We start from the raw sequence: 25,553 nt of genomic DNA, 5'->3' as shown, positions 1-25,553 counted from the left end.
GTCGTGAGTGGCGATGAGGGTTCTAACCCGAATCGCCACTCACGACCCCCAACGCGGAACCGCCTCAACGGGGAGGTCCTCGCCTGCCACCAGGCAGCGAGCCGATTACGCCAGGTTCGCCTTACGGATCAATAGTCCTCTGAACGCGGTCAGGGGCGGGGGCCTGCCAAGGGGACGGCGTGGCGGTCGCCCGACCGCACCATGGCCAGCAACGGTTTGGTGGCCACGCTCAGCAGCCGGGCCGCGAAGGTGCGGCCGTTGCGGCGCGCGATGTCGGGACCGAAGGCGTCCATGAGCGCGACGAGGCCGGGCAACGGCCGCACGAACAACGTCGCTTCGGCGATGAGCCCGTCCTCGTCGAGTTTCAGCACCGCCGCCTCTTCGATCTCTTCGTCACCGATGCGCGCGGTGTAGACGACCACGCGCGTCGACGCGTCACCGGTGTCGGTGCCGAACCGGACGTCACGCAGATATGAGAAGGCGACTTCCAGCAACGGCCTGAGTTCCGCGTGCCCGGTGAACCGGACCCGGCTGGTCAGCGGCGACCGCACCACCGCGTCCGGCGCGTAGGCGCTCAGCCCGAGTTCGACGTCTCGTGTCTCGAGAGCCCGGCGGTATCGCTCGATGGTTTCGATGCTCATGTTTCCTCCTGGATCAGGGCTCCCAGACCGCGCCACAGCAGATCGGCCGTGATCGCGACGACTTGCTCCCGCGGGATGTCGCGGTTGCTCCACCACCAGGTGGCGATGGCGTTCAGTGCGCTTTTCGCCGCTTCGGCGAGTACCTCGTTCGCGCGTTCGCGCGGCAGGTCCGCGGTCAACGCCAGGCCGGGGACCTGCGCGAACACCTCGGTCAGCTGCCCGGTGGCCCTGGCCTGCCCGCGCCGGTGCACCTCGGCGACACCCTCGTCGGACGGCGTCTCGGCGAAGATCATCCGCCAGCCGCGTTCGTTCGTCTCCATCCACGCGAAGATCGCCTCGACCCGGCCGCGCAGCAGTTCCTCGGCGGTGCCCGACGGTGGCAGCTCCGCCCAGCCGGCCAGCAGACTGTCCACTTCGGACTCCAGCAGCCCGGCGTACAGCTTCGCCTTGGACGGGAAGTGGTCATACAGCACGGGAGTACTGATCCCGGCCTCCGTCGCGACCTCCCGCATCCCGGCGCGAGCGTAACCGGACGCGGCGAACACCCGCGCCGCCGCGGCGAGGATCCGCGCCCGGCGTTCGTCCTTGCTCAACCGCTTACCTGACATCGGTCAGGTACGCTACCACCTAACCTGACGGCTGTCAGGTTAGCCTCCGGGTAGCCTGGTCGATCGTGCGCACAGTCGTAGTCATCGGGGGCGGGATCGTCGGTCTCGCCGTGGCCTGGGAACTGACCAAACGAGGCCTGGACGTCACGGTGCTCGAAAAGGAGGACCGCTGGGCGGCCCACCAGACCGGGCACAACTCCAACGTCGTGCACGCGGGGCTCTACTACAAGCCGGGTTCCTTCAAGGCGAGGATGTCCACCGCCGGTAATCGGTCCATTGTGGACTTCGCGCGGCAGTACGGGGTGCCGGTGGAGGTGTGCGGCAAACTGGTCGTCGCGACCTCCGAGGCCGAGCTTCCGGCGCTGAAGGTGCTCGCCGAACGGGCCGAAGCCAACGGCGTCCCGGCCAAGCTGATCACCCCGAGCGAGGCCCGCGAGTACGAACCCGAGGTGTCGTGCGTCGCCGCGCTGCGGGTGGAGTCCACCGGCATCATCGACTTCCCCGCCGTCTGCACCGCGCTGGTGCGCCTGCTCGACGAGTCCGACGCCGACCTGCGCCTCGGCACGCCCGCGCTGGGCATCCGTCCGGCCCGCGACGGCGGGGTCGAGGTGGCGACCGGCGACGACGTGATCCGAGCCGACGCGCTCGTCAACTGCGCGGGCCTGCACGCGGACCGCGTCGCGCGGCTCGCCGGGCTCACCCCGAGCGCGCGGATCGTGCCCTTCCGCGGCGAGTACTACGAACTGAAGCCCGAACGCCGCCACCTCGTACGCGGCCTGATCTACCCGGTCCCGGACGCGTCGCTGCCGTTCCTCGGCGTGCACCTGACCCGCATGCTCGACGGCAGCGTGCACGCCGGCCCCAACGCCGTGCTCGCGCTGCGCCGCGAGGGCTACACCTGGCGCGACATCTCCGCGAAGGACGTCGCCGAGGTCGCCCGCTTCCCCGGCGTCTGGCGGCTCGCGCGCAAGTACGCCTACCCGACCGGACTCGACGAGGTCCGCCGCTCGTTCTCCCGCCGCCGCTTCGCCGAAAGCCTCGCGCGGCTCGTACCCGCCGTCACCGAGGACGACATCGTGCGGCACGGCTCCGGTGTCCGCGCGCAGGCACTGCGCCCGGACGGCGCGCTCGTCGACGACTTCCTGATCGAGACCGCGCGGAACCAGGTGCACGTCCTCAACGCGCCGTCACCGGCGGCGACCAGCGCGCTGGAGATCGCCAAGTACATCGCCGACGAGGTGTCGGACTAGGACGAGGGCGGCAGGTTCCCGTTCAGCATCGGAACGGCGGCCTTGACCACGTCGCACGCCTTCGCGGGATCGTCGAGGTTTCCGGCGATGATCGCCACCGTCGACGTCGGGGTGATCGCGAGACCTGCCGCGCACAGCTTGCTGCCCGGCTCGGTGTAGAGCTTCCACTTGCGGTCACCCGAGTCGAAGTCCTGCGGTTCACCCTGCGTGATCAACGACGGAGCCTCGTCCATCGGCGTCGCCGTGTAGAACCAGAGGTCGAACGCCTTCTCGCCCTGGTCGCCATCCGTGTCGGCCCACTCACAGCCGAGCTGGTTCGGGTTGGAGCTGGACTTCATCGGCTCACCCGTGGGTCCGAGGCGCAGCTGCGCGGTCTGTTCGGGTTTGAGCATGGCGCACGGGTCGGTGGTCACGAGCGGCCCGCCCGGCTCGGCCGGCTTCTGCCCGGGTGGCGCGGTGATCTGCGGGTTCTGCTGCCCACCTGGCAGCTTCGACGCCACGGCCGGGGCCGCCGCCTTGGCCAGGTCGCACGCGTTGCCCTCGGTGTGGTCGGGGCTCTCGCTGGCGATCTCCACGAAGGAGTCCGGGGTGAGCTCCGTGGTCAGCGAGCAGTAGGACGGGCCGAGGATGGTGGCGTACCGCGTCCAGGTGAACCCGCCGATCCCGAACTTCTCCCCGGGCTGCGCGCCGCTCATGTAGTCGTTCAAGGACAGGTCCTTGCTCAACGACAACTCGAGGTTCGACGCCTTGCGCACGTCCTCCAGTTTCCGGAACCGGCAGACGGCGGGGACCTTCTGTTCGGGTTTGGCGGCGCGTTCCTCACCGGGGTACTGGACACCCAGCGCCGTCGCGTGCTCCTGCGTCAGCAGTGCGCACGGCTCGGCCTTCGTGATCACCGGCCCCTGCCCTGGCACCGGCGCGGCCGTACCGCCGACCGTCGACGTGCAACCACCGACCGCCAGCACCACCAGCCCGATCGCGAGCGAATTCCGAAACCGCATGCGTCCCCTCCTCATCGGCTCGCACCCTACTTCGATGCCGGCGTGAGCACCTCGGTTCCACCGAGGAAGGGACGCAGCGCTTCCGGCACCCGGACCGAACCGTCTTCGAGCTGGTGGTTCTCCAGGATCGCGACGATCCATCGGGTGGTGGCGAGCGTGCCGTTCAGCGTGGCGACGGTCTGCGGACGGCCGTCGTCGTCGCGGTAACGGATGCCGAGGCGGCGGGCCTGGAACGTCGTGCAGTTCGACGTCGAGGTCAGCTCGCGATAGGTCTCCTGCGAAGGCACCCATGCCTCGCAGTCGAACTTCCGGTACGCGGAGGTGCCGAGGTCGCCGGTGGCGGTGTCGATCACCCGGTAGGGGACCTCGATCTTGGCGAGCATCTGCTCTTCCCAGTCCAGGAGGCGAGCGTGCTCGGCTTCGGCGTCCTCGGGACGCGTGTAGACGAACATCTCGACCTTGTCGAACTGGTGGACGCGGATGATGCCGCGGGTGTCCTTGCCGTACGATCCGGCCTCGCGGCGGTAGCAGGACGACCAGCCCGCGTAGCGCTTCGGGCCGTTGCCCAGGTCGAGGATCTCGTCGGCGTGGTAGCCGGCGAGCGGGACCTCGGAGGTGCCGACGAGGTACAGGTCGTCGTCGCGCAGCCGGTAGACCTCCGACGAGTGCGCGCCGAGGAAGCCGGTGCCCGCCATGATCTCCGGCCGCACCAGGGTCGGCGTGATCATCGGCGTGAAGCCGTTCGCCGTCGCCTGCGCGACGGCCATGTTCAGCAGACCGAGCTGCAGCTGGGCGCCGATGCCGGTCAGGAAGTAGAACCGCGAACCCGAGACCTTCGCGCCGCGCTCCATGTCGAGCGCGCCGAGGCCCTCGCAGAGTTCGAGGTGGTCCTTCGGCGTGAAGTCGAACTTCTTCGGCTCGCCGACGTGCTTGAGCACGACGTAGTCGTCCTCGCCGCCTTCGGGAGCGTCCGGGTGGACCAGGTTCGGCACCAGGCGGTGCAGCTGGTCGAACTCCTCCGACGCCTCGGTCTGCTCGACCTCGGCGGTCTTGACCTGGGCGGCGAGGTCCTTCGCCTTGGCGAGCAGTTCGGCCCGCTCGTCACCCTGCGCCTTCGGGATGAGCTTGCCCAGCGACTTCTGCTCGGCACGCAGCTTGTCGGCGGCGGCGATCGAAGACCGGCGGCGGGAGTCGAGGGAGAGCAGCTTGTCGACCACTCCTTCGTCCTCGCCACGGGCGCGCTGAGAAGCGCGCACGACGTCCGGGTCATCGCGCAGAGTCCTGGGGTCAATCACGAGTCCAGAGATTAGTCCTAGGACTTCGAGCACTTCGAGGCAGTTTGCCCGTACACACTGTGCGGGCCGCTGCGGATAACCCGACAGTCTGATCGTTGTCGCCCGTTTCGGGCCGTCCCCATACTGAGATCTCCCTGCTGCGGACGGAGAAACCCGATGACCGATGCGGACCTGCTGGCGCGGCACAAGGCGGTACTCCCGTCGTGGCTGGCGCTCTACTACGACGAGCCGATCGAGATCGTGCACGCGCAGGACCGCCGGGTCATCGACTCGACCGGACGCAGCTATCTCGACTTCTTCGCGGGCATCCTGACGAACTCGATGGGCTACGACGTCTCGGCGATCAGCGACGCCGTGCGCAAGCAACTCGACACCGGGATCCTGCACACCTCGACGCTGTACCTGATCCGCTCACAGGTCGAACTGGCCGAGCGCATCGCGAAGCTCTCCGGCATCCCGGACGCGAAGGTGTTCTTCACCAACTCCGGGACCGAGGCCAACGACACCGCGCTGATGCTCGCCACCCAGTTCCGGCGCAGCAACCAGGTGCTGGCGATGCGGAACTCGTACCACGGGCGGTCGTTCGCGACGGTCGGGATCACGGGGAACCGCGGCTGGTCGGCGTCGTCGCTCAGCCCGGTGAAGGTGAGCTACGTCCACGGTGGCTACCGATACCGCAGCCCGTTCCGGGCGCTTTCGGACACGGAGTACATCGACGCTTGCGTCGCGGACCTCGTCGACGTGCTGGAGACGGGCACCTCCGGTGATGTCGCCTGCATGATCGCCGAGCCGATCCAGGGCGTCGGCGGCTTCAGCTCACCGCCGGACGGCCTGTTCAAAGCGATGAAGGAGGTCCTCGACCAGTACGGGATCCTGTTCATCTCCGACGAGGTCCAGACCGGCTGGGGACGGACCGGGGAACACTACTGGGGGATCCAGGCGCACGACGTCGTCCCCGACGCGATGACCTTCGCGAAGGGACTCGGCAACGGGCTCGCGATCGGCGGTCTCGTGGCGCGCGGCGACCTCGTCGACTGCCTGACCGCGAACTCGATCTCGACCTTCGGCGGCAACCCGGTCGCGATGGCCGGCGCGGCCGCGGTGCTCGACCACATCGCCGACCACGACCTCCAGGCCAACGCGCTGGCGCGAGGCAATGAACTGCTCGCCGGTCTGCGCGCGGCGGGGAACCCGCTGATCGGGGACGTGCGCGGCAAGGGCCTGATGATCGGCGTGGAACTGGTCAAGCCGGGTGGTATGGAGCCGAATCCGCAGGCCGCGGCGCGGATGATGGAAGAGACCAAGGCACGGGGGCTGCTGATCGGCAAGGGCGGGCTGCATGGCAACGTGCTGCGGATCGCGCCGCCGATGACGCTCACCGCCGAGGAGGCCGCTGAGGGGCTGGGGATCATCACCGACGCACTGGCCGCGGTGTCCTGACCCACGCCCTCTCCTGAGCCCTGCCCGATGCAATGAAAGGCTCTTTCCTTGCAAATTTTGCAAGGAAAGAGCCTTTCCTAGCGCGCGTCAGGACTTCACGAAGCGCGCGATGACCTCGCCCAGCCGTCCACCGGCGTCCTCCTGCAGGAAGTGACCGGCGCCGGTGATCGTCGGATGCTCCAGTTCGCGGGCCCCGCGCATCGAGCCGCGCAGTTCGAGGCCCCACGGCGCGGTGATCGGGTCGCCGTCGGAGAACGACACCAGGAACGGCTTGTCCAGCTCGGCGAGCACCTTCAGCGCGGCCCGGTTGGCGGCCGAGGCCGGGTCGTCCGGGGTGGTCGGCACCAGCGACGGCATCGCACGCGGCGCGGCCTTGTACATCTCGTTCGGGAACGGCGCGTCGTAGGCGGCGCGGACCTCGGGCGGCAGCTTGGTCTGGCAGCCCGCCTGCACGAATCGGCCGACGTCGAGGACCTGCGCGTTCTCGACGGTCTCGCGGAACTTGTGCCAGATCTCCGGCATGTCGGTGTCGCCGGTGGGGAGGCCGGTGTTGGCGGCGACGACCCGGGAGAAGCGGTCGGGGTTCTCGGCGACCAGCCGCAGGCCGATCAGGCCGCCCCAGTCCTGGCCGACCAGCGTGACCTCGGTCAGATCGAGGACGTCGAAGGCGAACGCGCGCATCCACTCGACGTGCCGCTGATAGGTGTGGTCGACCATGTCGCCGGGTTTGTCGGAGCGGCCGAAGCCGACCAGGTCGGGCGCGATGGCGCGCAACCCGGCGTCGGCGAGCACCGGGATGACCTTGCGATAGAGGTAGGACCAGGTGGGCTCGCCGTGCAACAGCAGCACAGGCGGACCGTTCTCGGGTCCGGCCTCCACGTAACCCACTCTGATCACGCCGCCGTGAAGGTCGACGAGTTCCGCGTAGCGCGGTTCGAAGTCGAAGTCGGGCAGGTCCGAGAACCGGTCGTCCGGTGTCCTCAAAAGGCGCACGGCTCCCACGGTAGTGGGAATCGTGCGCCTATGCCGTTTTCAGTGCGACAAGGATTTACGAAATACCGACGGCCACGACGAGGCCGAGGGCGAGGTGCGCGGCGGCGACCACGACGCTGACCGGGGCGAACTTCTCGCTTTCGATGGTCGAGCGGACGTCGATCCGCGTCGCCCACTCCAGCAGCCGGACGGCCAGCACCTGCACCACGATGCCGAGCAGGCCGTAGACGAGCGACGTGATGAGGCCCTCGGTCAGGTCGCTGGCGGAGTTCGCGATCGCCACGACGACGATGAACGCCATCGACAGCAGACCCGAAGCGGTGACGATCACCGCGTTCGGCAGGCCGCGTGAGACCAGCTGGGACAGCTTGCCGGGCGTGGTCCAGTCGATCGCCCAGAACCCGGCGAACATCAGCAGCAGGCCGACGACGCCGTACAACAGGATCGCGCCGATCCCTCGCACGAGGTCGGAGCCGAACGTGTCGGACAGCGCAAGGGTGGTGGTCACAGGGTTCTCCCAGAAGTACGAGCTGGTCAGGAATGTCAGGTTTGTGCGGTTGCTTCTATCACGACTCGACGATGCGGTGCGGGACGAACGCCGCGCCGTCGTCCGTGACCAGTCCTGCCGTCTCGCGGATGCCGAGGCCGGCCGCCTGGTCGCCGACGATCCACGCACCGAGCGCCGGCCGGTAGCCCTGGAACTCCGGGAGCGGGTCGAACGCCTGGTAGACGTAGCCTTCGGCACCGTAGACGCCGTCGGTCTGCGTCTCGTACCCGGTGGCGACGATCTGCACGTTCGCGCCCTCGCGACCGAGTTTCGGCTTGCGGACGTATTCGGTCAGCAGGCCGGGGTCGTCGGCGAAGGCGGGCAGCAGGTTCGGATGCCCCGGGTAGTTCTCCCACAGGATCGCGAGCAGCGTCTTGTTGGAGAGGATCATCTTCCACAGCGGCTCGACCCACAGCGTGCGCGGCATGGTCTCGACGGCGAAGCGGCCGAACTCCTCGTCGACCACCCATTCCCACGGGTAGAGCTTCACCACGGTCGCCATCTGCGCCTCTTCGAGGTCGACGAACCGCTTGAGCACCGGATCCCAGCCGATCTCCTCGATCGACAACCCGACGGTGTCGAGTCCGGCCTCGGCCGCGGTCTCCTGCAGGTACGCCGTCGTCACGTGGTCCTCACCGGAGGGATCCGCGGACGACCAGGTGAAGTGCAGTTCGTTGGAGGGCAGCTTGTCGGCGAGTTCGCCCCAGCGCTCGACCAGCTTCTCGTGGATCGAGTTCCACTGGTCGTCCTCCGGGAAGACCGCGGTCTTCCAGTGCCACTGCAGGACCGCGGCCTCGAGCAGCGAGGTCGGGGTGTCGGCGTTGTACTCGAGCAGTTTCGCCGGGCTCTTGCCGTCGTAGCGCAGGTCGAACCGGCCGTAGACGTGCGGATCCTGCCGCTTCCACGACTCGGCGATATGCGGCCAGACCCACTCGGGGATGCCGAAGCGGTGGTACTGCTCGGTGGTCACCACGTTGTCGACGGCTTCGAGGCACATCGAGTGCAGCAGTTCCACGTCCGCCTCGACGGACAGGATCTCGTCCATCTCGAAGACGTAGTGGACCGACTCGTCCCAGTACGGCCTGGACTTGCCGGTGCCGTCACGGGCGGGCGTGCCGAAGACCAGGCCCTGCTCCTCGACGATGTTCTGCCAGTCCCGCCGGGGCGGCTTGGAATCCCGGTACACCTACGAGCCCCCGCTCTTTCCGCTGCCGCCGGAGCCGCTCTTGCCGCTGATGCCGAAACCGCCGCGCTGGACGGTCTTGCCCGATTTGGTGCTGACGTTCGCGTTCGACGGCGCGGTGTACGAGCCGCCGGACACGCGCTGCCCGATCGTGCCGCTGCCGCCGTAGTTGTAGCGGTAGCTGTTGTATCCGCCGCCGCCCGGGATCGGGATGAAGAAGAATCCGCCGCTGACGTGCCCACCGTGCGACCGCACGTAGTTCTCGTCGCAGTTGTTGTCGTTGTCGACGATCTCGTCCTTGGTGGTGCAGACGGCCGTGACGTTCTCCGGCTTCGCGACGGTGTAGAACGTCGCGACCAGGCCGACCAGCCCGACGGTCACCCCGGTGCCGATCAGGATCTTCTTCTTGGTCGACGACTTCTTCTCGGCGGCGCGAGCGGCTTCGGCAGCGAGCGCCTCCTGGCGTTCCTGCTCCGCCAGTGCCTGCTGTCGCGCGCGCTGCTCGGCCAGCGACGGCTGCCGCGCCTGCGTCGTCTCGTCCTGGAACCGCATCGAGCCGCGCTTCGGCGGCTCTTGGGGAGGCTGTCCCCCTCGGTTGTCATCCTGCGTCATCGAAGCTCCGTAATCGCCCGCCAGCACGAACCCGTGTCCAACACTAACCACCCGGTACGCGCACCTTACGTGCGGCGCGGGCATCATGGAGTGGATGTCTCAACAGGCCGAGCGGTTCCGTGATCCGCGAAACGCGCTGAGCACCCTCAGCACCCGGCTCGTCATGGCCGGTGTGTTCGTGGGCGCGATCATCGCCCTTTCGCTGAGTGTGGCGTTCTCGTGGAATGTCGGCCCGGAAGGTGGCGTGGGTGGCGGTGCCCCCAAGCTGTCGCCCGCCGCGGCCGAAGCGTTCCAATCTCCCCCTGGCACCTGTCTGACCTGGAACAACCCGGACGCCACCGACGCGCGGCGCGTGCCGTGCACGGAGTCCCACCTGTTCGAGGTCACCAGCGTCGTCGACATCGGCGCGCAGTACCCGGCCGGCGTGCCGAGCCCGAACCTGAACCAGTGGCAGGAGATCTCCCGGTCGAAGTGCACCGTGGACGTCAAGCCGTACCTCGGCCGCTCGCTGGATCCCTACGGCAGGCTGAGCATGAACCTGCTCCGGCCGACGCCCGCGCAATGGGAGGACGGCGACCGGCAGCTGCGGTGTGGTCTGCAGTGGGCGGGCCCCGGCGGCAAGCTGCAGCCGACCACCGGACCGGCGAAGGAACAGAACCAGTCCATGGTGTGGGAGGCGGGCACCTGCCTCGCGCTGCTCAACAACAGCTTCGGCGATCCGATCGACTGCGCGCAGCCGCACTCCTACGAGATCATCGCGACGCTCGACCTCAAGACGAAGTTCAAAGACGGCTACCCGTCACAAGAGCAGCAGAACACCTGGCTGGACACCGAATGCTCGACGGCGGCGCAGGATTACTCCGGCAACGCGGATCTGGCGGCGAAGAAGCTCATCCTCAGCTGGGACGTTCGCGAGCAGGAGAGCTGGGACGCCGGGTCGACGCTGGTGAACTGCAAGGCGGCGGCGGTCCTGCCGGACAACAAGGGGCTCGCACCGGTCACCGGGAGCGTCAAGGTCGGTAACGGCGAAGCCCCGCCGTCCGACGGCGGGCAGGCGACCCCGCCGTCGTCTTCTTCGGCCCCGAAGACCGGAGGGTGAGCGCGTGCCCGTCGAGATGACCCAGCAGCGGTTCGAGGAACTGGTGTCGGAGGCGCTGGACGAGCTTCCGCCCGAATTCGCGGACGCGATGGACAACGTCGTGGTCCTCGTGGAGGAGTACAACGAGGAGTCGCCCACGATCCTCGGGCTCTACCACGGTGTCGCGCTGACGGAGCGGACCCACGAGTACGGCGGAGTACTGCCGGACCGGATCTCGATCTACCGGCGACCGCTGCTCCAGATGTGCGACACCGAAGAGGACGTCGTCGAAGAGGTACTGATCACGGTGGTCCACGAGGTCGGCCACCATTTCGGCATCGACGACGCGCGACTGCACGAACTCGGCTGGGGCTGAACCGCGACCACAGGCGATAGCAAAGGTCCCTTGCTCCTTTCCGGCGGATTTCGTGCCGAGGGCCGCGTGGTCGGTGATTTTTGTGCGTCGAGCACCAAAGGTTCTTCGGATTCTTAACTGGGTGTAACAAGCCAGCCACTTTGGGCGACAACCCCGCTAAACTTTTCGGCACGTTGTCGTCGGCCGACGCCGGCGAATGCCTGGGGAGGCGTGGATGGCCGAGTCGACGGCGCGCAGCAGGGGTGACCGGCGTTTGCGCTGGTTGCTCACCTCCAGTGCGGCGTCGAATCTCGGCGACGGGATCGGCAAGGTCGCCTTCCCGCTGCTCGCGGTCACCCTCACCCGCGACCCGCTGCTCATCGCCGGGCTTTCGGCGACCCAGTTCCTGCCGTGGCTGCTGTTCGCGCTCCCGGCGGGCGCGCTGCTGGACCGGATCGACCGCCGTCGCGCGATGATCTTCGCGAACGGCGCCCGCGCGGTGGTCGTCGGCGGAATGGCCGCCCTGGTCGCGGCCGGCGGGGTGACGATCTGGGTGGTCTACGCCGCCGCCCTGCTCATCGGCTTCGCGGAGGTGGTCGCCGACAGCGCCGCGAACGTGCTCATCCCGGCGGTCGTCGACAAGGGATCGCTCGACAGCGCGAACAGCAAGCTCCAGGCCTGCGAGATCGTCGGACAGACCTTCCTCGGCGGGCCGGTCGGCAGCGCCACCTTCGCGCTCTTCGCGACGTTCCCCTTCCTGCTCAACTCGGCAGGCTTCGCGATCGCGGCGGCGGTGCTGATCGGGCTCACGGGGAGCTACCGGGCTCGCCCTTCCGCTACGGCCGCCGAGAGCGCGCCCGCCGACTTCCGCGCCGAGCTGGCGGAGGGCTTTCGGTGGCTGAAGCATCACCGGCTGGTGCTGCGCCTGGTCATCGTCGCCGGACTGATCAGCCTGATCAGCGAACTCGCGCAGGCACAGTTGGTGCTGTACGCGATCGAGTACCTGCGTCTCAGCGAAGCCACCTTCGGGCTCTTCGCGTTTGTCGGCGGGATCGGGGGTTTGGTGGGCGCGGGCCTCGCCCCGCGGCTGGTGAAGACGTCCAGCCGTCGCGCGGTCCTCCTCGGGGGCACCGCCTGCTGCGGCGTGGCTTTCGCGGGGATGGGCCTGACGAGTTCGCCGGTGGCGGGAGCTGCACTGTTCGGCCTGTTCGCGGCGGCCGTGGTCGCGGTGAACATCGTGCTGGGGACGGCGCGGCACACGCTCGTCCCCGGCGAACTGCTCGGCCGGGTCCTCGGCGTATGGCGCACCGTGGTCTGGGGTGCGATCCCGGTGGGGGCTCTGCTCGGCGGCGTCCTCACGCACGCACTCGGTTCCCCCGCCCGGACGTTCCTGACGTCCGGGCTTCTGCTGTTCGGCGTAGCCGGTTTCGCGTTCGTCTCGTTACGCCCCGGCGCCTTCGATGACGAATCGGCCACGGCCTTGCGGGTACTCCACCAAGACCGGTGAAAACGGGGGCCTTTGGTGCTGAAATGGCCCATCACCGCCAGCTGGTGAGGGAGGTCCGCGATGCAGCAGACACTGGTGCCGGAGGGCGGCTTGGGGACAGCAGAACCTTCCAGGCGCCCGCAAGTGCTCACCGCGGTCGCCGGTTTCGTGATCGGCGCCGGCGTGATCGGCATGCTGTGGGCGCTCTCGGGGGTCAACGCGGGAGCGCTCGAAGACGCTCAAGACGCCTGCCAGGCATTGGCCAGAGTCGGCACGATCCCGGACACCACCGGCTCGGCACCAGGAGAGCGGCCCGTGGCGGTGCTGGCCCCCGAGATCCTGCACCGGATGACGGCCGCCCGCGAACTCTCCGCCGCGGCGGCCGCCGCCAACGACACCTACCGGCCGCTGGCCGAGCACATCGACGGCGTCAGCCGGATGGTGTTCAGCCTGCATTTCAACCAGATCTCCGGCCACCGGCATCTGGCGCAGGCCGAACAGCTCTGTACCCAGCTCTGAGTCGTCATGCTCCCTTGTGGACCGTCTTGACGGTCAGCTGGTTGCCCGGGATCTTCCCGGCGCAGCCGAGTCCCTGTACCGGCACGAAGTTCGACGCCGTCTCCTGCGGCAGGTACACCCGCAGTCCTCGGGTCTCGGTCGGCTTGCAGACCGCCTCGTCGTAGTTGCGGACGTTCACGAAACCGACGTCGGCAGACGCGCTCTCGCCGGTGTTCAACCTGACCGGCTCGCCCTTGGCGCCGTCGCGGAACGCGGCCTCACCGACCTGGTGGCCGTCCGCGCCGGTCACGTAGGAGATGCCGGGGAAACCCTGGATGGTGCACGCGTGTCCGCTGGAGTTGGTGATGACGAGCTTCCGGTAGACCGTCCCCGCCGCTCCGTCACCGCCGACGACGGAGAGCTTCACGTCTCCCGCTTTGCACAGTCCGTCGTTCTTCGGCGCCGGGTCCCCGCCCTGTGCGGGCTGCGGTGCCGGTGCGGAGCTCGACGGACTCGCGCTGGGCGCGGCCGAGGTGTCCGGTGCCGAACTGGACGGCGTCGCGGACGAGCTCTGCGCGACCGGGGCGGTTTCCGAACCGCACGCGCTGATCAGCAAGAGCCCGGCGGTACCCGCGATGAGACCGCCGATGGAGATCATCTTCGAACGAACCATGGTCATTCGCCTCCCTGTAGCCGGGTGACCCACCGATCAGTAGACGTCTTGTCCGGCGCCGGGGTTGCGCTCCCCCGGTTAATTCCCCACAAGGTGTTAATTGATCTCGTGGGGTGTATTCCCCGGTGGGAGCGGAGGCAAACAGGATTACCGCAGGCGCGGCGGTTCAGCGTTCGAGAGGGATGTCCGCCCAGGTCAGGCAGTGCCAGCCGCCATCGGTAGCGACGAGTTCGACGATGCCGGTGTTCGGGACGAGGCCCTGGTTGGCGACCTCGGCGGTGACGTTCCCGGCGAGCCACTCGCCACCGAGCCGGATCGCGCCGCCATGGCTCACCAAGACCACCGTTCCGTCGGGGTCGGCCTGCTCGTGCTTGGCGCGCAGCCGGGCGACCGCGTCGAGCAGCCGGGCGCGCACCTGCACGCCGGTCTCGCCGCCGGGAATCGGCGGGTCGAGTTCGCCGAGCGTCCACCGGCGCACAAGGCTCATGTAGACCGCGACCGAGTCCTTGTCGGTCTTGCCTTCGAGGTCACCCGCGGCGACCTCGTGCACGCCGTCGATGACCTGGACGTCGAGGCCGAGCTTGGCGGCCACCGGCGCGGCCGTCTCCTGAGCACGGACCGCCTGCGAGGCGTAGACCGCGACGATCGGCTCGCCGTCGAGCCGCGTCGCGAGGTCACGGGCCTGTTCGCGCCCCAGTTCGGTGAGCGGCGGGCCGGGCAAGGCGGTGTCGAGCGCACCACGGACGTTGCCCTCGGTCTGGCCATGGCGGACGAGGAGAAGTTTCACGCCTGCGCTCCCTTCCTGACCGACTCGACCCAGTCGATCGCATCGGTGAAGTCCTCATTGGCGGCACCCGGTTCGACCTCGGTCGCGCCGCCGTCCGCCCGCGGGTGGGAGCCGAGGAACCGCACGTTGCGGCACCGGCGGCGCAACGCGGCCAGCGCGTCGCCGATCCGGGGCTCGGTCACATGCCCTTCGAAGTCGATGAAGAAGCGGTACTCGCCGAAGTTGTTCCTGGTCGGGCGGGCGTCCAGCTTGGTCAGGTTGATCCCGCGGACGGCGAGTTCGGTGAGCAGTTCCGCCAGCGCGCCGGTGCGGTTCGTCGCGGCGGCGACGATCGAGGTGCGGTCGGCGCCGGTCGGCGACGGCAGTTCACCGGGCGGACGGACCAGCAGGAACCGGGTCTTGGCGTCGCGGACGTCGGCGACCTCGGTGGCCAGCACCTCCAGCGGATAGTGCTCGATGGCGACCGGCGCGGTGACGGCGGCGTCGAACTCGCCCGCGTCGACCGCGACCGCGGCGGCGGCGGTGGACGACGTCGCGACCGGATGGGCGCCGGGGAGGTTCGCCTCGACCCAGTGGCGGACCTGCGCGAGGGCGTGCGGATGACTCGCCACGGTGCGGATCTCGGTCGTCCCGGGCCGGGTCAGCACGCTGAAGTGGACCGGCAGCAGCACCTCCGCCACCGCGACGAGTGGCTCGGCGTCGCTCAGGCTGTCGAGGGTGGCGGTGACCGCGCCCTCCACCGAGTTCTCGATCGGGACGCAGGCAGCGTCGGCCTCGCCGGCGCGCACCGCGGCCAGCGCCGCCGGAATGGTTTCCGCCGGGATCAGCTCCTCGCCGGGGGCGAGCCGGCGTGCGGCCTGTTCGGTGAAGGTTCCCTGTGGGCCGAAGTACGCGATCCGTGACACCTCGCCAGATTACGCACGCCGCGAGTGGCGACTTTCACTCGGACAGCCGGTACGCGAACCGGTTACGCCGGGTGGCTTTTTTTGCCATGCTTAGGGCGTGACCGCCGAATCGGGCACGCACACCGGCCACGCGGATGTCGGCTCCTCATATGCTCCCCTGCCGGACCATCCCACCCCCGAGCTGGTGCTGTGCGCCGTCGATGACCTGCTCGCGCAAGCCTGGACCACCGTCGCGGACACTGTGGACGGACGGGTCTTCGTGCACCGCGGGTCGGTGCTCGACGTCGTCGCGCAGGCCGTCGTCAGCCCCGCCAACTCCTACGGCTGGATGCGCGGTGGCATCGACGCCGTCTACGCCCGTGCCTACCCCGAAGTCGAGCAGAACGTGCGCAGCGCCGTACTCGCCTACCACGGCGGGGAGCTCCCGATCGGGGAAACGGTGATCGTGCCCACCGGCGAGGCGGAGCCCGCCTGGCTGATCAGCGCTCCGACGATGCGGGAACCCGGCGAACGCCTCCCCCGCGACACCGTGCACCCGTACCTGGCCGCCCGCGCCGTGTTCCGGCAGTGGCGCGACGGCAGCGTCGACCAAGGCCGGGTCCGTGACCTGGTGCACACGATCGCGATGCCCGGACTCGGCACCGGTGTGGGCGGTGTCGCACCCGCCACCTGCGCCCGGCAGGTCGCCGCGGCCTGGGACGAGGTCTTTTCGCCTCCCCGTACCCGTAACGGACGGTAACGCCCCGACGCGGGCTACATCACATCGCAGCGCGTTCATGAGCCGTAAGCCCTACCGTTAAAGCGGCTTCATCCGGTTCGAGGCACGCTTCCCGCCGAGAACTCGTCAACACGGTTTTGTACGGCGCCAGCGCAGGCGACGGGCGAGGAGTGTGCGATGCCGCGGGTCCGTGAGCTCAGTCCCTACGTGGAGCTGCACCGTGAGCAGTGGCGCGAGCTGCGCAGGGCGACTCCCCTGCCGCTGACGGCCGCGGAACTGCTGCGGCTGCGTGGTCTCGGTGAGCAGGTCGACCTTGCCGAGGTCGCCGAGGTCTATCTGCCGCTCTCCCGGCTGATCAATCTCCAGGTCGCCGCCCGGCAACGGTTGTACGAAGCCACCACCACCTTTCTCGGTGAAGACAGTCGGGGCACCAAGGTGCCGTACATCATCGGGATCGCCGGAAGCGTCGCCGTCGGCAAATCGACCACCGCGCGCATCCTGCGGACCCTGCTCGCCCGCTGGCCGGATCACCCCAGGGTCGACCTGGTCACCACCGACGGGTTCCTTTACCCGCGGGCGGAACTGGTCCGGCGCGGGATCATGCACCGCAAGGGCTTCCCGGAGAGCTACGACCGCCGGGCCCTGCTGCGGTTCGTCACCGAGGTGAAGTCCGGGGCGGAACGGGTCAGCGCGCCGGTGTACTCGCACCTCGCCTACGACATCCTTCCCGGCGAGGAACAGGTCGTTCAGCGACCCGACATCCTGATCCTCGAAGGGCTCAACGTCCTCCAGCCCGGCCCTCGGCTCACCGTTTCCGACCTGTTCGACTTCTCGATCTACGTGGACGCGCCGACGACCGACATCGAGCGCTGGTACATCGAGCGCTTCCTCAAACTGCGGCACACGGCCTTCGCGGACCCTGCGTCACACTTCCACCACTTCGCCGGTCTCCCGGACGACGAGGCACGAGCCGAGGCACGCCACCTGTGGCGCACCATCAACGAGCCGAACCTGATGGAGAACATCAAACCGACGCGGCCCCGCGCGACCCTCGTCCTCCGCAAGGACGCCGATCACGCGATCAACCGGGTCCGGCTGCGCAAACTCTAAGAACGGAAGCAAACTCTGAGCACGGACGCTGGGTAACCGGATACTCACGGAATCTCTACTCACGGCGAGCGTTTCACGACGACGGCCAAGATCATTTCACCGGCCGCCGATCACCCGGGCGAATCCCGGCCGTTCCCTCACAAGCAGCAGCCTTCGCACCACCGGCGAGGCTTCGACGCCGTCCGGTCGCACGCCGCGACCGGTGGCCGGTTTTCCTCGGCCGATCGGCCGATCCACGCTCAGTACGTGTAACCGGTTGGCCGATACCGGCTACAGCCCCCCGAGGTGACCCTTGTGTCAGGGGAACAAGAGGTCTTTAACCGGACCTTGAGCAGGGAGGAGGGTCATGATGTTCTCGATCATCCTGACCTGGGTCGGCTCGATTCTCGGTCTCGCGCTCCTGGTGGCCATGGCCGCCGGCGCCTTCGTCGTGGACTTCGACGACGCCCGCGGGGACCGCCGCTGGAAGAAGCCGGAAGTCACGGAGAGCAAGGGGACCCCGGCGGCACCGCTGAGCTGAAGGCGGGCCAGGACCCGGTTCGGTCAAAGACAGCTCAGTCGAACGGGTTGTGCACCTGCGCGCCGAGCCCGGCCATATCGGCCAGGTTCCTGGTGACCAGGGTCAGCTCGTGGACCCGGGCGGTCGCGGCGATCAGCCCGTCGATGGACGGCACTTTCCGCGGCGCGTACTGCCTGCCCCATTCAGCCGCGATTTCCGTGGTCACCGGAAGGATCCGTTCCGAGAACTGCGCGGTGAGCCCGGCCAGCCAGTCGGCCAAGGCGTCCGCCCGCTCCCGGTCCCGATCTCCTCGATTCCTGAGTTTGTGTATCCCCCTCTCGATCTCTCCGACGGTCAGCACGCTCAAGTAGAGCTTGCTCGACGACACCCCGCCCCACCACCGGGCGAAACCCGGGTTCTTCGTGCGGCGCCGGGCTTCGGACACGATGTTCGTGTCCAGCAGAAAGCTCACCCGCTCACCTCCGCGGCATCTCTCGGCAGGTCTTCCGCACGTTCGGCGGCGACCTCCTCCAACACGTCGGCCAGTGCCTCCCCGTATTCGGGATGGTGCTGCTCGCCGGAGAGCACGAGTTTGAAATCGACGGCTTCACCGCCTCCGGCCAGCCTGCGGTAGTCCACGATGTCCAGCACCACGGCCACCTCCTCTCCATGTTTCGTGACGAACTGGGGCCCCTCTGCCGAGGCCCGGCGCAGCAGCTCACTCAGCCGCTGCTTGGCGTCCTGCACCTGCCAGGTTGCTGCTTCCATCTAGACAGACTAGATGGATTTGGCGGGGATGGCAAGGCTGGGAGAGGTCGTGACCGGTGAAAAAGCGACGTCAGCCGAGGTCGGCGAGCGCCTTCCGGTAGTCGTCGATGTCGTAGTCCATCTCGTGTTCGCCCGCCTCGCTCAGCTGGGCGGACAGCGCGTCGATCAGCCGGTCGAAGATCTCGTCGCGCTCCTGGCCGCTCTCACTCAGCCGGCGCACGGCCTGCCAGACCTCGGCGGGCTCGTCGGCCCAGAGCTGGTCGACGATCGTGGTCTTGAGCGCCAGCCGCAACCTCGGCTCCCCGTCGAAGGTCTCCTCGGCCAGCGCCTCGTGATACTCGGGGTGCTCGCCGATGACCAGCAGACGGCGCTGTTCGGGGTCGGCGGGCTCGAGTTCCAGCTCCTCGTCGCCGATCTCCGTGTACACCGTCGGGACGGCGAACATCCGGCGCTGGAGGGCCTCCGCGAGTTCCGCCGGGTCTTCGATCCCCTCGGAACCGTCGAAGTAGACGTCGAGGGTGGAGTCTTCCTCCTGCGAGAACTCCTCCAGGAACTCCGTCGCGCTTTCCAACAGCGCCACACGGGCGGCTTCGGGGAGACCGGCGCGGTCGGCGGCCCAGGTGACCCAGCCGAGCAGCGCGGGCTCCAGCGCGTCCTCGTACGCCTCGTCGACCTCGAACTCCCCGTCCAGCAAGGACTCCAGGAACCGGGCGAGCTTCTCGGGCCCGACCCGCAACGGGTTGCCCGGCTCGGTCTCGCAGCCGTAGTCGACGAGCAAGCGTGCGTAGAACCGCGTCGCCTCGGTGTCCTCCACGAGCCCGGAGCCGATGAAGTCGGCGACGACCTCTTCGCGAACCCGCTCGGGCCACTCGATGATCTCGGGCGAGGGCTCGGGAGCGGGAAGGGCCCGGATCCAGGCCAGCGCGAGCGCGTGGAACCGCGCGTAGTCCTCGCTGACGTCGGGCTCCTCGACGACGTCCGTCGCGGCCAGCCCGTCCGCGAGCAGCTGGTGGGCACGCTCGGGCAGCACCCGCTCCAACGTGACCAGCTCCGGATCGTCGGCGGCCTGCTGCCGCATGTCGGCCAGCACGTCGTGCGGTTTGTCGACCACGACGACGTCGCGGATCCGGCCGCCCTCGGTGAAGTCGACCAGCGCGAGCAGACCGTGCTCGACGCCGCCGCGGGAGAAGAAGCAGAGCAGGGAGGACTCGTCACCGAAGACGTCACCGGTCCGCCAGCAGTCCCCGACGGTCACCGCGGCCAGGTCCGCCGCCCACTCCGGCTCCGGGATCCCACGGCCCAGCACGGTGTTCAGCGCCGAGGCGGCCGCCTCGCGCTCCTCCTCGGTCTCGGCGAACACCCGCAGGCCGGCGAGCAACGCGGCCGCGGCGGGGGTGATCTTCCGCTCGGCGAAGGCGATGAGTTCCAAGCCCAGTGGCTGTTCATCCTCTTCGAGCTCGATCTCCCACCACTGGCCGAGCACCTCGGACGTCAGCAGCTCGACGTCGAGCACGTCGGGCTCGGCACCGAGGGTCGAGAAGTCCCGGAGGACGTCCTTGAAGAGGCCCGTCACACTCGGAGTGGAGGGCTGGGCTGCCTTCTTGCGGGCACGACTGACCGGACTCATGGCGACATGTTTTCACGGGGCGCCGAACCCGCTCGTCGCGGTGGTCCCGGGCGCGAAACGCGGGGTCCGGTCGCGGGGAGGACGCGGGTGGACACCGGTTCAGGACCACCGCGACTTCGACGGCCCCGCCAGTTGGCTCGACCTTCTTCGCCGGGTTTCCTCGGTTCGCTTCGAATAACGAGCGACGACGGAACCGGTTACGCCTTCACCGTTTTCGGAATCGCGATTCTCGCCGCCTTGATCTCGGCGATCAGCCGCGTCTTGCGTTTGTGTATTTCCACCAATGTGGCGAGGTACGAGCTGAATTCTTCAGCTGTACCGGCCTTTTTGTGCACCGTGCGGAGTTTGCGCAGCTGCCGGGCGGCCTCGCGATAGGAGTTCGGATCTTTGTGCGTGATCAATTCTTCGACATGGTCCCGGTAGATGGGAATGGTTTCGGCGGGATGGGCGACGGAACGCGAATCCGCGAGTTCGACACGCACCGGCAAAGAGGCTTCGAAACGCACCGCCGCCCGCCAGGCCTCGTCCGCGCGATCCTCGCCGAGCAACGCGCGCACGAGTTCGTCGGCGGCCTCCGTCCCCTCGGCGGCGAGTTCGCGCAACCGCGCCAGCGCGGTCTTCCGCTGCGCGACCCATCGCCCCGCTTCCAGCGCCTCCTCGCGTAGCGCGAGATATGTCGCACTGGTCGGACTTTCGTCGAATTCCTTGCGAGACAAGGGAACCGGCTCTTCTTCGGCCGGAGGCGCTTCTTCCTTCTTGTCATGCGTGAGTGCCCGCGCCGCGTGCGCGATGGCCTCGCTGTGCCGCCCCGCCGCGCGCAGCACGCGCACGATCTTGAGACTGACGTCGACCCGCGGCGGCTTCGCGGCGAGGATCGCGACGAGCGCGTCGACGTCGCCGGACACCTCCGCCAGTTCCTCGCGCAACCGCTCGGCCGTCTCGCGTTTGGCGCCGGACGGCTGCTCCGCGAGCACACTGTCCACAGTGGACTTGATCCGCGCGATTCCCCTGTCTCCCAACGCGGAAGCGAAATCGGCCAGCTCGATGGCCGGCCAGCCCGGCCCGTCGAACTCCACTTCGAGAATCCAGTCGGCCAGACTCTCCGGATCCGGCGGGCGTGCGACACAGGCCCGCGCGTACAGCTCGACGGCCCGGTCCAGCCGGTCCGCGACCTCGCCGGAGGCGTCGTCGATCTGCTCCAGCATCTCGCTGATGTCGTCCACGGTCCGGCGGGCGAGCGGGGCGAGATCGGCCCGGCTGCCGGCGTCGAGGAGCCGCTGAAGCGTGTCGAGAACCGAGCCCACCTTCGCGGCGTACTCGACGTTCCCCGCCGTCACGGCGGTGTCGAGGAGGCGGTGCGCCTCGGCGAGATCACTCCCCTGGGTGACGAAACGGTTCTCCAGGGTCTGCCGTAACACAGGGTCACGCTCGGCATGGGCATGAAGCAGGTCAGCCAGCGTCTCCGCGTCCAAGGTGCGCAGGTAGGGGCGCAGATCCGTCGGGGAACTCACCCGGACAAGTCTGCCTGACCGGTTCGCCGACGCGTGTGGGCCAACAGCGTGCTCTTTTCGGCGTAATCGTGTACACGGTGTGACCAGCTCAAAGACTCCGGAAGGGCGGCTTCGAGCCGAGCGGGGCAACGGATGATCGGGATCGGGAGCCGCCGGGCGAGCAGCAGCACGATCGCCATCACCACCCACGCGAGCAGCGAGATCGCCCCGGCCGCGGCGAGGGCACCGCGCAAAACCCGGCGTCCGCCGTCGATCGCGAGCTGCGCCGAGTACTCGATCTGCCGGAGGGCGAGGTCGCCGAGGGACCGGCCGACGACACCGGCCGCGGCACGCCAGGCGTCCTGTCCGACGGGCGGCGGCGTGGCGGCGCTCAGCGCGTTCTCGACCGCGCCGAACCGGCTCCAGTCCGCACTGGCGACCAGATTCCGGTAGACCTGACGGCCACTCTCCGTCAACATTCCGGCCACGGCGTCGAGCCTGGACCGGTAGGCACCGACGGCCGCGGCGTAGTCGCGCCTGCCCTCGTCGTCGATCCCGGCGACCGCGAGCGAGTCGCTGCGGTCCATCCCTTCGACGACGGTGAGCAGCTCGACGGCGATCGTCTGCTGGTAACCGACCTCGGCGTCAGGGGCGACTCGCGCGATCTCGCGCAGGGAGGAAAGCGAGGTGTCGATGCGATCGGCGTACGCCGTGTACGTGGCGGAGCGGCTGCCCGGCGCCCTCAACGCGACCGCCCGGTCTCGCTGCAGCGCCGCGATCATCCGGCTCGCGTCGATCATGGTGACGGCTCCGCTTTCGGCGTCTTCGCGGACCTGGATGGCCTGGTGGACGAGAAACCCGCCGATGAACAGCGCGACGAGCACCAGGGCCGCGCTCGGTACGAACGCGATGGAGAGCATGCGAGAGCGAAGGCTTCGCTGGTACGTCAAGGCTTTCCTTCCGGATCGATTCCCCGACGCGCAGCGACGCTATGCAAGTTGCAAATTGCACGTCAACGCTCGTCCGCCATACGGCCGTTAGCGCACCGTGACGATCTGGTAGGCACAGCACGTGACACTCGACGACCTCAACCAGCGCCTCCGCGACTTCGCCGCGGCACGGGCCTGGGAACCGTTCCACACCCCGAAGAACCTGGTCATGGCGCTGTCCGGCGAGGTCGGCGAACTGACCTCGCTGTTCCAGTGGCTCACGCCGGAGGAGTCCGAGAAGTGGCGCTCCGACCCTGAACTGGCACACAACGTCGTCGACGAAATCGCCGACGTCACGCTGTATCTCCTCCAGCTGGCGAACAGTCTCGGCGTCGACCTGATCGAGGCGGCCAACGCCAAGATCGACCGGAACGAGCATCGCTTCCCTGCGCCCGATTAGCCGCCTTTCGGGTCTTGTGACGTCTTTAGCGAGCCGAAAGACTGTGCCGACGTCTCTGGAGGTGGCCCTTGTCGCGTTCGGCTCGCACCGTGGTCCTGGCACTGATGCTGTCCCTGAGCGCGGTCGCCGCGCCCGCGTACGCCGCGCCGCCGCCGACGACGACGCATCGGGACCCCGGCAACGGGCCGGACCGCAACGACGTCGCCGCGACCGACCCGCCGATGAGCACCGCGCGCGCCGCGGCCGGGGAGAACGTCGCGGGCGACCATTCCGGTTATCCGCGCAAGACCACCCTGCGGGTCTACCCGGAGAACCCGGGCGACAAGTCGATCAAGCTCGGGCTCGCGCCGTATCACGCGATCGCCCCGAAGCTGAACGCCTTGCAGGCGCGCAGCGACCGGGTCTCCGTCGAGATCGCCGGGCAGTCCGGCCTCGGCCGCGACCTCTACCTGGTGACGCTCACCGCGCCGGAGAGCCCCTTCGAGACGCGACGGCAGGACGCCTGGCGGTCGCTCATCGAGAACGATCCGGCCCGTGCCGCCCGCGACCCGTTCCTGCGTCACGGTTACAAGGCTCCGGTGTGGATCAACAACAACATCCACGGCAACGAATGGGAAGGGACCGACGGCGCGCTTCGCGTCATCGAGAAGCTGGCGACGTCGAACGATCCCAAGACGGCTGAGCTGCTGAAACGGAACCGCTTCTACTTCAACGTCACGGCCAATCCGGACGGCAGGGTCGCCGGCACGCGGCAGACGTCGCAGGGCTTCGACCCCAATCGCGACTTCGTCACCGCTTCGCAGCCGGAAGTGCGGGCCATGCGCGGGATCGCCATCGGCAAGCAGCCGCTGATGATGCTGGACGAACACGGTTACGTCGAGAACACGCTCATCGAGCCGACCACGCCGCCGCACGGCCAGAACTACGACTTCGACCTCTACATCAAGCACGGGTACGCCAACGGTCTCGGCATGGAGCAGGCCGTCAAGGCACTCGGGCGGCCGGAGACGGCGAAGCCGGAGATCCCGTTCCGCGACTACGAACCCGGCAGCTGGGACGGCTGGGCGCCGATCTACACCGCTCAGTACGCGATGTACCACGGCGCGGTGTCGTTCACGATCGAGATCCCGATGCGGGTCAACAACGCGGACTACGAAACGCAGCCCGTGGCGGAACTCCAGCGGCGCGCGGTGATCAACACCGAGGTCGTCGAGGCCACCATCGGCAGCACGCTGAACTACGTCGACCGCAACCGCGGTGAGCTGATCGCGAACCAGATCGAGATGTTCCGCCGCGGTGGCGCCGGCGAGGCGCAGCGCGAGATCCCCGATGGTTTCGTGCCCGGATTCGGGCCGGAAGACCGCTACCGCACGGAGTTCCCGCGCGCGTACGTCATCCCCGCTGGAGCGGACCAGCGCTCGGCCGTCGCCGCTTCCCGGCTCGTCGACCACCTGGTGGCCAACGACGTCCGGGTGCGACAGGCCGATCGGCCGTTCTCGCTGGCCGGGCGGCGCTATCCGGCCGGTTCGTACCTGGTGGACATGCACCAGCCGAAGCGCGGCCTGGCGAACGTGATGCTGGAGCAGGGCAGCGACATCTCGGCGAAGGTACCGGTGATGTACGACATCTCCGGCTGGAGCCACCGGCTGCTGTGGGGCGCGTCGGTCGACATCGTCCGTCAGGGCAGGCTCGACGTCCGGGCGCACGACGTCGCCGCGGCTTCGCCCACCGGCGGCATCGACGCCGCTCCTGGCCGTGACCTCGCGCTGAAGCTCGTGGACGGCAAGGACGTCAGCGCCGTCAACGACCTGCTGAACCGGGGCCTCGCCCTGGGCCGCACGGCCGACGGCACGATCGTCGTTCCCGCGTCGGCGCGCCCGGCCGCCGCCGAGGTGGCGGACCGCTACGGCGTCCGGTTCACCGAGGCCACCGGTGCGGCGACCCCCTTGGGCCGCAAGACGATCGCGGGAGCCGTCGGCCCGGATGAGCTGAAGGCGTTGCGGGACATGGGCTTCGACGTCCGGCCGGTGTCGGCGGCGGTGCTCAACGCCGGATTCGACTGGTCGCGGATCGACCTGCTGTTCGTGTCTTCGGGACTGCGCTACACCGATCTCAACCCGGCGGCGAAGGAGGCTCTACGCGCCTTCCTCGCTCGCGGCGGCGTCGTCACCCGCGGCGCGACAGGCGCACGCTTCAACACCGACGTGGGACTTCTCGAAGCGCGTCCGGTGGCCGGTTGGGAGGACGGGAACGGCGTCGTTTCGGTCGTCAATGGGACCGGCCCGGTCGGCGCGGACGCGCTGCCGGACTCGTTCGTCTACGGGCCGTTCTGGTTCACCGATCTCGGCTCTTCGGTCCGGGTCGAGCAGCGCTACGCGAGTGGGAATCCGCTGGTCGCGGGCCATTGGCGGACCCGGGACGACGGGACCGGCGGGCCACTGCAGGCGGCGGGTCAGGCAGCCGTCGTCTCGGGCACTTCGGCGCTCGGCGGGAACGTGGTGCTGTTCGGCACCGAGCCGCTGTTCCGTGATCACCCGAAGGGCTTGTACTCGCAGGTGGCCAAGGCGATTTACTGGGCCGCCGCGAAGTAACGTGGGGGT

27 protein-coding genes are annotated in these 25,553 nt (G+C 68.6%); 11 read left to right on the top strand and 16 right to left on the bottom strand.

Annotation, left to right across the window (positions count from 1 at the left end):
* Window positions 1-149: 149 nt before the first annotated feature.
* The gene (locus ACZ5ZX_RS03180; protein ID WP_465500414.1) at window positions 150-641 is read right to left on the bottom strand and encodes a nuclear transport factor 2 family protein; all 492 of its coding nucleotides are present in this window, start codon (window positions 639-641) and stop codon (window positions 150-152) included.
* Complete coding sequence (locus tag ACZ5ZX_RS03175) at window positions 638-1,234, bottom strand: TetR/AcrR family transcriptional regulator (RefSeq protein ID WP_465500413.1); 597 nt, start codon at window positions 1,232-1,234, stop codon at window positions 638-640. The genes ACZ5ZX_RS03180 and ACZ5ZX_RS03175 overlap by 4 nt, the downstream gene beginning before the upstream one ends.
* Before the next feature lie 80 nt (window positions 1,235-1,314).
* Here ACZ5ZX_RS03175 and lhgO point away from each other — a divergent pair, with 80 nt between their 5' ends.
* Window positions 1,315-2,499 carry an L-2-hydroxyglutarate oxidase gene (lhgO, locus tag ACZ5ZX_RS03170; RefSeq protein ID WP_465500412.1) on the top strand — a complete coding sequence of 395 codons (1,185 nt, stop codon included), beginning with the start codon at window positions 1,315-1,317 and terminating at the stop codon, window positions 2,497-2,499.
* On the opposite strand, the gene ACZ5ZX_RS03165 is transcribed toward lhgO, so the two are convergent.
* Complete coding sequence (locus tag ACZ5ZX_RS03165) at window positions 2,496-3,500, bottom strand: DUF3558 family protein (RefSeq protein WP_465500411.1); 1,005 nt, start codon at window positions 3,498-3,500, stop codon at window positions 2,496-2,498. The genes lhgO and ACZ5ZX_RS03165 overlap by 4 nt on opposite strands.
* Before the next feature lie 26 nt (window positions 3,501-3,526).
* A complete protein-coding gene (gene serS / locus ACZ5ZX_RS03160) occupies window positions 3,527-4,795 on the bottom strand; it encodes a serine--tRNA ligase (RefSeq protein ID WP_465500410.1) in 1,269 nt (422 codons plus the stop codon).
* A gap of 156 nt (window positions 4,796-4,951) precedes the next feature.
* On the opposite strand from serS, the gene ACZ5ZX_RS03155 reads away from it, so the two are divergent.
* Window positions 4,952-6,235 (top strand): aspartate aminotransferase family protein, encoded by a 1,284-nt coding sequence (locus ACZ5ZX_RS03155; protein WP_465500409.1) that lies wholly within the window; start codon window positions 4,952-4,954, stop codon window positions 6,233-6,235.
* Between the two features lie 87 nt (window positions 6,236-6,322).
* Here the strand turns inward: ACZ5ZX_RS03155 and ACZ5ZX_RS03150 are convergent, their stop codons facing one another.
* Genes ACZ5ZX_RS03150 through ACZ5ZX_RS03135 form a run of 4 tightly spaced genes read right to left on the bottom strand, consistent with a single transcriptional unit; the run spans window position 6,323 to window position 9,570 of the window.
* A complete protein-coding gene (locus ACZ5ZX_RS03150; protein WP_465500408.1) occupies window positions 6,323-7,228 on the bottom strand; it encodes a haloalkane dehalogenase in 906 nt (301 codons plus the stop codon).
* A 55-nt stretch (window positions 7,229-7,283) separates the two neighbouring features.
* Window positions 7,284-7,736, bottom strand: a complete 453-nt coding sequence (locus ACZ5ZX_RS03145; protein WP_061980368.1) for a DUF350 domain-containing protein — start codon at window positions 7,734-7,736, stop codon at window positions 7,284-7,286.
* Between the two features lie 58 nt (window positions 7,737-7,794).
* Window positions 7,795-8,961: a glutathionylspermidine synthase family protein gene (locus ACZ5ZX_RS03140; protein ID WP_465500407.1), complete on the bottom strand. Its 1,167-nt coding sequence runs from the start codon at window positions 8,959-8,961 to the stop codon at window positions 7,795-7,797.
* Window positions 8,962-9,570 (bottom strand): hypothetical protein, encoded by a 609-nt coding sequence (locus tag ACZ5ZX_RS03135; protein ID WP_465500406.1) that lies wholly within the window; start codon window positions 9,568-9,570, stop codon window positions 8,962-8,964.
* Between the two features lie 94 nt (window positions 9,571-9,664).
* On the opposite strand from ACZ5ZX_RS03135, the gene ACZ5ZX_RS03130 reads away from it, so the two are divergent.
* From ACZ5ZX_RS03130 to ACZ5ZX_RS03115, 4 genes are all read left to right on the top strand, one after another.
* Entirely contained in the window at window positions 9,665-10,669 is a 1,005-nt protein-coding gene (locus ACZ5ZX_RS03130; RefSeq protein ID WP_465500405.1) for a septum formation family protein, read from the top strand.
* Between the two features lie 4 nt (window positions 10,670-10,673).
* Window positions 10,674-11,024 (top strand): metallopeptidase family protein, encoded by a 351-nt coding sequence (locus ACZ5ZX_RS03125; protein ID WP_061980372.1) that lies wholly within the window; start codon window positions 10,674-10,676, stop codon window positions 11,022-11,024.
* Between the two features lie 214 nt (window positions 11,025-11,238).
* Entirely contained in the window at window positions 11,239-12,510 is a 1,272-nt protein-coding gene (locus ACZ5ZX_RS03120; RefSeq protein ID WP_465500404.1) for an MFS transporter, read from the top strand.
* Between the two features lie 60 nt (window positions 12,511-12,570).
* Entirely contained in the window at window positions 12,571-13,008 is a 438-nt protein-coding gene (locus ACZ5ZX_RS03115) for a hypothetical protein (RefSeq protein ID WP_465500403.1), read from the top strand.
* Window positions 13,009-13,012: 4 nt separating this feature from the next.
* On the opposite strand, the gene ACZ5ZX_RS03110 is transcribed toward ACZ5ZX_RS03115, so the two are convergent.
* From ACZ5ZX_RS03110 to pheA, 3 genes are all read right to left on the bottom strand, one after another.
* A complete protein-coding gene (locus ACZ5ZX_RS03110; RefSeq protein ID WP_465500402.1) occupies window positions 13,013-13,666 on the bottom strand; it encodes a DUF4232 domain-containing protein in 654 nt (217 codons plus the stop codon).
* Between the two features lie 160 nt (window positions 13,667-13,826).
* Complete coding sequence (locus ACZ5ZX_RS03105) at window positions 13,827-14,447, bottom strand: histidine phosphatase family protein (protein WP_465500401.1); 621 nt, start codon at window positions 14,445-14,447, stop codon at window positions 13,827-13,829.
* Window positions 14,444-15,352 (bottom strand): prephenate dehydratase, encoded by a 909-nt coding sequence (gene pheA, locus ACZ5ZX_RS03100; RefSeq protein ID WP_465500400.1) that lies wholly within the window; start codon window positions 15,350-15,352, stop codon window positions 14,444-14,446. Before pheA ends, ACZ5ZX_RS03105 begins: the two co-directional genes overlap by 4 nt.
* Before the next feature lie 97 nt (window positions 15,353-15,449).
* On the opposite strand from pheA, the gene ACZ5ZX_RS03095 reads away from it, so the two are divergent.
* The 3 genes from ACZ5ZX_RS03095 to ACZ5ZX_RS03085 all read left to right on the top strand — a co-directional run bounded on the left by ACZ5ZX_RS03095 (window position 15,450) and on the right by ACZ5ZX_RS03085 (window position 17,700).
* Window positions 15,450-16,091: a macro domain-containing protein gene (locus tag ACZ5ZX_RS03095; RefSeq protein ID WP_465500399.1), complete on the top strand. Its 642-nt coding sequence runs from the start codon at window positions 15,450-15,452 to the stop codon at window positions 16,089-16,091.
* A 156-nt stretch (window positions 16,092-16,247) separates the two neighbouring features.
* A complete protein-coding gene (gene coaA, locus ACZ5ZX_RS03090) occupies window positions 16,248-17,180 on the top strand; it encodes a type I pantothenate kinase (protein WP_465500398.1) in 933 nt (310 codons plus the stop codon).
* A gap of 346 nt (window positions 17,181-17,526) precedes the next feature.
* Window positions 17,527-17,700, top strand: a complete 174-nt coding sequence (locus ACZ5ZX_RS03085; RefSeq protein WP_465501064.1) for a hypothetical protein — start codon at window positions 17,527-17,529, stop codon at window positions 17,698-17,700.
* Window positions 17,701-17,734: 34 nt separating this feature from the next.
* Here the strand turns inward: ACZ5ZX_RS03085 and ACZ5ZX_RS03080 are convergent, their stop codons facing one another.
* From ACZ5ZX_RS03080 to ACZ5ZX_RS03060, 5 genes are all read right to left on the bottom strand, one after another.
* Window positions 17,735-18,151, bottom strand: coding sequence for a PIN domain-containing protein (locus ACZ5ZX_RS03080; protein WP_465500397.1), 417 nt, complete (start codon window positions 18,149-18,151; stop codon window positions 17,735-17,737).
* On the bottom strand, window positions 18,148-18,447 hold the full coding sequence (locus ACZ5ZX_RS03075; protein ID WP_465500396.1) for a type II toxin-antitoxin system Phd/YefM family antitoxin: 300 nt from the start codon (window positions 18,445-18,447) through the stop codon (window positions 18,148-18,150). Before ACZ5ZX_RS03075 ends, ACZ5ZX_RS03080 begins: the two co-directional genes overlap by 4 nt.
* Before the next feature lie 70 nt (window positions 18,448-18,517).
* On the bottom strand, window positions 18,518-20,074 hold the full coding sequence (locus tag ACZ5ZX_RS03070; RefSeq protein ID WP_465500395.1) for a DUF1841 family protein: 1,557 nt from the start codon (window positions 20,072-20,074) through the stop codon (window positions 18,518-18,520).
* 197 nt (window positions 20,075-20,271) lie between these two features.
* Window positions 20,272-21,585: a DUF6880 family protein gene (locus tag ACZ5ZX_RS03065; RefSeq protein ID WP_465500394.1), complete on the bottom strand. Its 1,314-nt coding sequence runs from the start codon at window positions 21,583-21,585 to the stop codon at window positions 20,272-20,274.
* Window positions 21,582-22,484 carry a nitrate- and nitrite sensing domain-containing protein gene (locus ACZ5ZX_RS03060; RefSeq protein ID WP_465500393.1) on the bottom strand — a complete coding sequence of 301 codons (903 nt, stop codon included), beginning with the start codon at window positions 22,482-22,484 and terminating at the stop codon, window positions 21,582-21,584. The genes ACZ5ZX_RS03065 and ACZ5ZX_RS03060 overlap by 4 nt, the downstream gene beginning before the upstream one ends.
* Before the next feature lie 151 nt (window positions 22,485-22,635).
* Between ACZ5ZX_RS03060 and ACZ5ZX_RS03055 the strand changes: the two genes are divergently transcribed.
* Window positions 22,636-22,953, top strand: a complete 318-nt coding sequence (locus ACZ5ZX_RS03055; protein ID WP_061980383.1) for a nucleotide pyrophosphohydrolase — start codon at window positions 22,636-22,638, stop codon at window positions 22,951-22,953.
* An 89-nt stretch (window positions 22,954-23,042) separates the two neighbouring features.
* Complete coding sequence (locus ACZ5ZX_RS03050; protein WP_465500392.1) at window positions 23,043-25,544, top strand: M14 family zinc carboxypeptidase; 2,502 nt, start codon at window positions 23,043-23,045, stop codon at window positions 25,542-25,544.
* Window positions 25,545-25,553 lie beyond the last annotated feature (9 nt).

It is taken from the genome of Amycolatopsis sp. NPDC033938 (assembly GCF_055575975.1).
This window is presented reverse-complemented; position numbering and strand designations above follow the sequence as displayed.

Bases quoted from the DNA above. Each gene is read 5' to 3' on its own strand.
- ACZ5ZX_RS03135 (WP_465500406.1), bottom strand. From the start codon at position 9,570: ATGACGCAGGATGACAACCGAGGGGGACAGCCTCCCCAAGAGCCGCCG.
- ACZ5ZX_RS03130 (WP_465500405.1), top strand. From the start codon at position 9,665: ATGTCTCAACAGGCCGAGCGGTTCCGTGATCCGCGAAACGCGCTGAGC.
- ACZ5ZX_RS03060 (WP_465500393.1), bottom strand. From the start codon at position 22,484: ATGCTCTCCATCGCGTTCGTACCGAGCGCGGCCCTGGTGCTCGTCGCG.
- ACZ5ZX_RS03085 (WP_465501064.1), top strand. From the start codon at position 17,527: ATGATGTTCTCGATCATCCTGACCTGGGTCGGCTCGATTCTCGGTCTC.
- coaA (WP_465500398.1), top strand. From the start codon at position 16,248: ATGCCGCGGGTCCGTGAGCTCAGTCCCTACGTGGAGCTGCACCGTGAG.
- ACZ5ZX_RS03180 (WP_465500414.1), bottom strand. From the start codon at position 641: ATGAGCATCGAAACCATCGAGCGATACCGCCGGGCTCTCGAGACACGA.
- ACZ5ZX_RS03165 (WP_465500411.1), bottom strand. From the start codon at position 3,500: ATGCGGTTTCGGAATTCGCTCGCGATCGGGCTGGTGGTGCTGGCGGTC.
- ACZ5ZX_RS03070 (WP_465500395.1), bottom strand. From the start codon at position 20,074: ATGAGTCCGGTCAGTCGTGCCCGCAAGAAGGCAGCCCAGCCCTCCACT.
- ACZ5ZX_RS03115 (WP_465500403.1), top strand. From the start codon at position 12,571: ATGCAGCAGACACTGGTGCCGGAGGGCGGCTTGGGGACAGCAGAACCT.
- ACZ5ZX_RS03155 (WP_465500409.1), top strand. From the start codon at position 4,952: ATGACCGATGCGGACCTGCTGGCGCGGCACAAGGCGGTACTCCCGTCG.
- ACZ5ZX_RS03120 (WP_465500404.1), top strand. From the start codon at position 11,239: ATGGCCGAGTCGACGGCGCGCAGCAGGGGTGACCGGCGTTTGCGCTGG.
- ACZ5ZX_RS03075 (WP_465500396.1), bottom strand. From the start codon at position 18,447: ATGGAAGCAGCAACCTGGCAGGTGCAGGACGCCAAGCAGCGGCTGAGT.
- ACZ5ZX_RS03110 (WP_465500402.1), bottom strand. From the start codon at position 13,666: ATGACCATGGTTCGTTCGAAGATGATCTCCATCGGCGGTCTCATCGCG.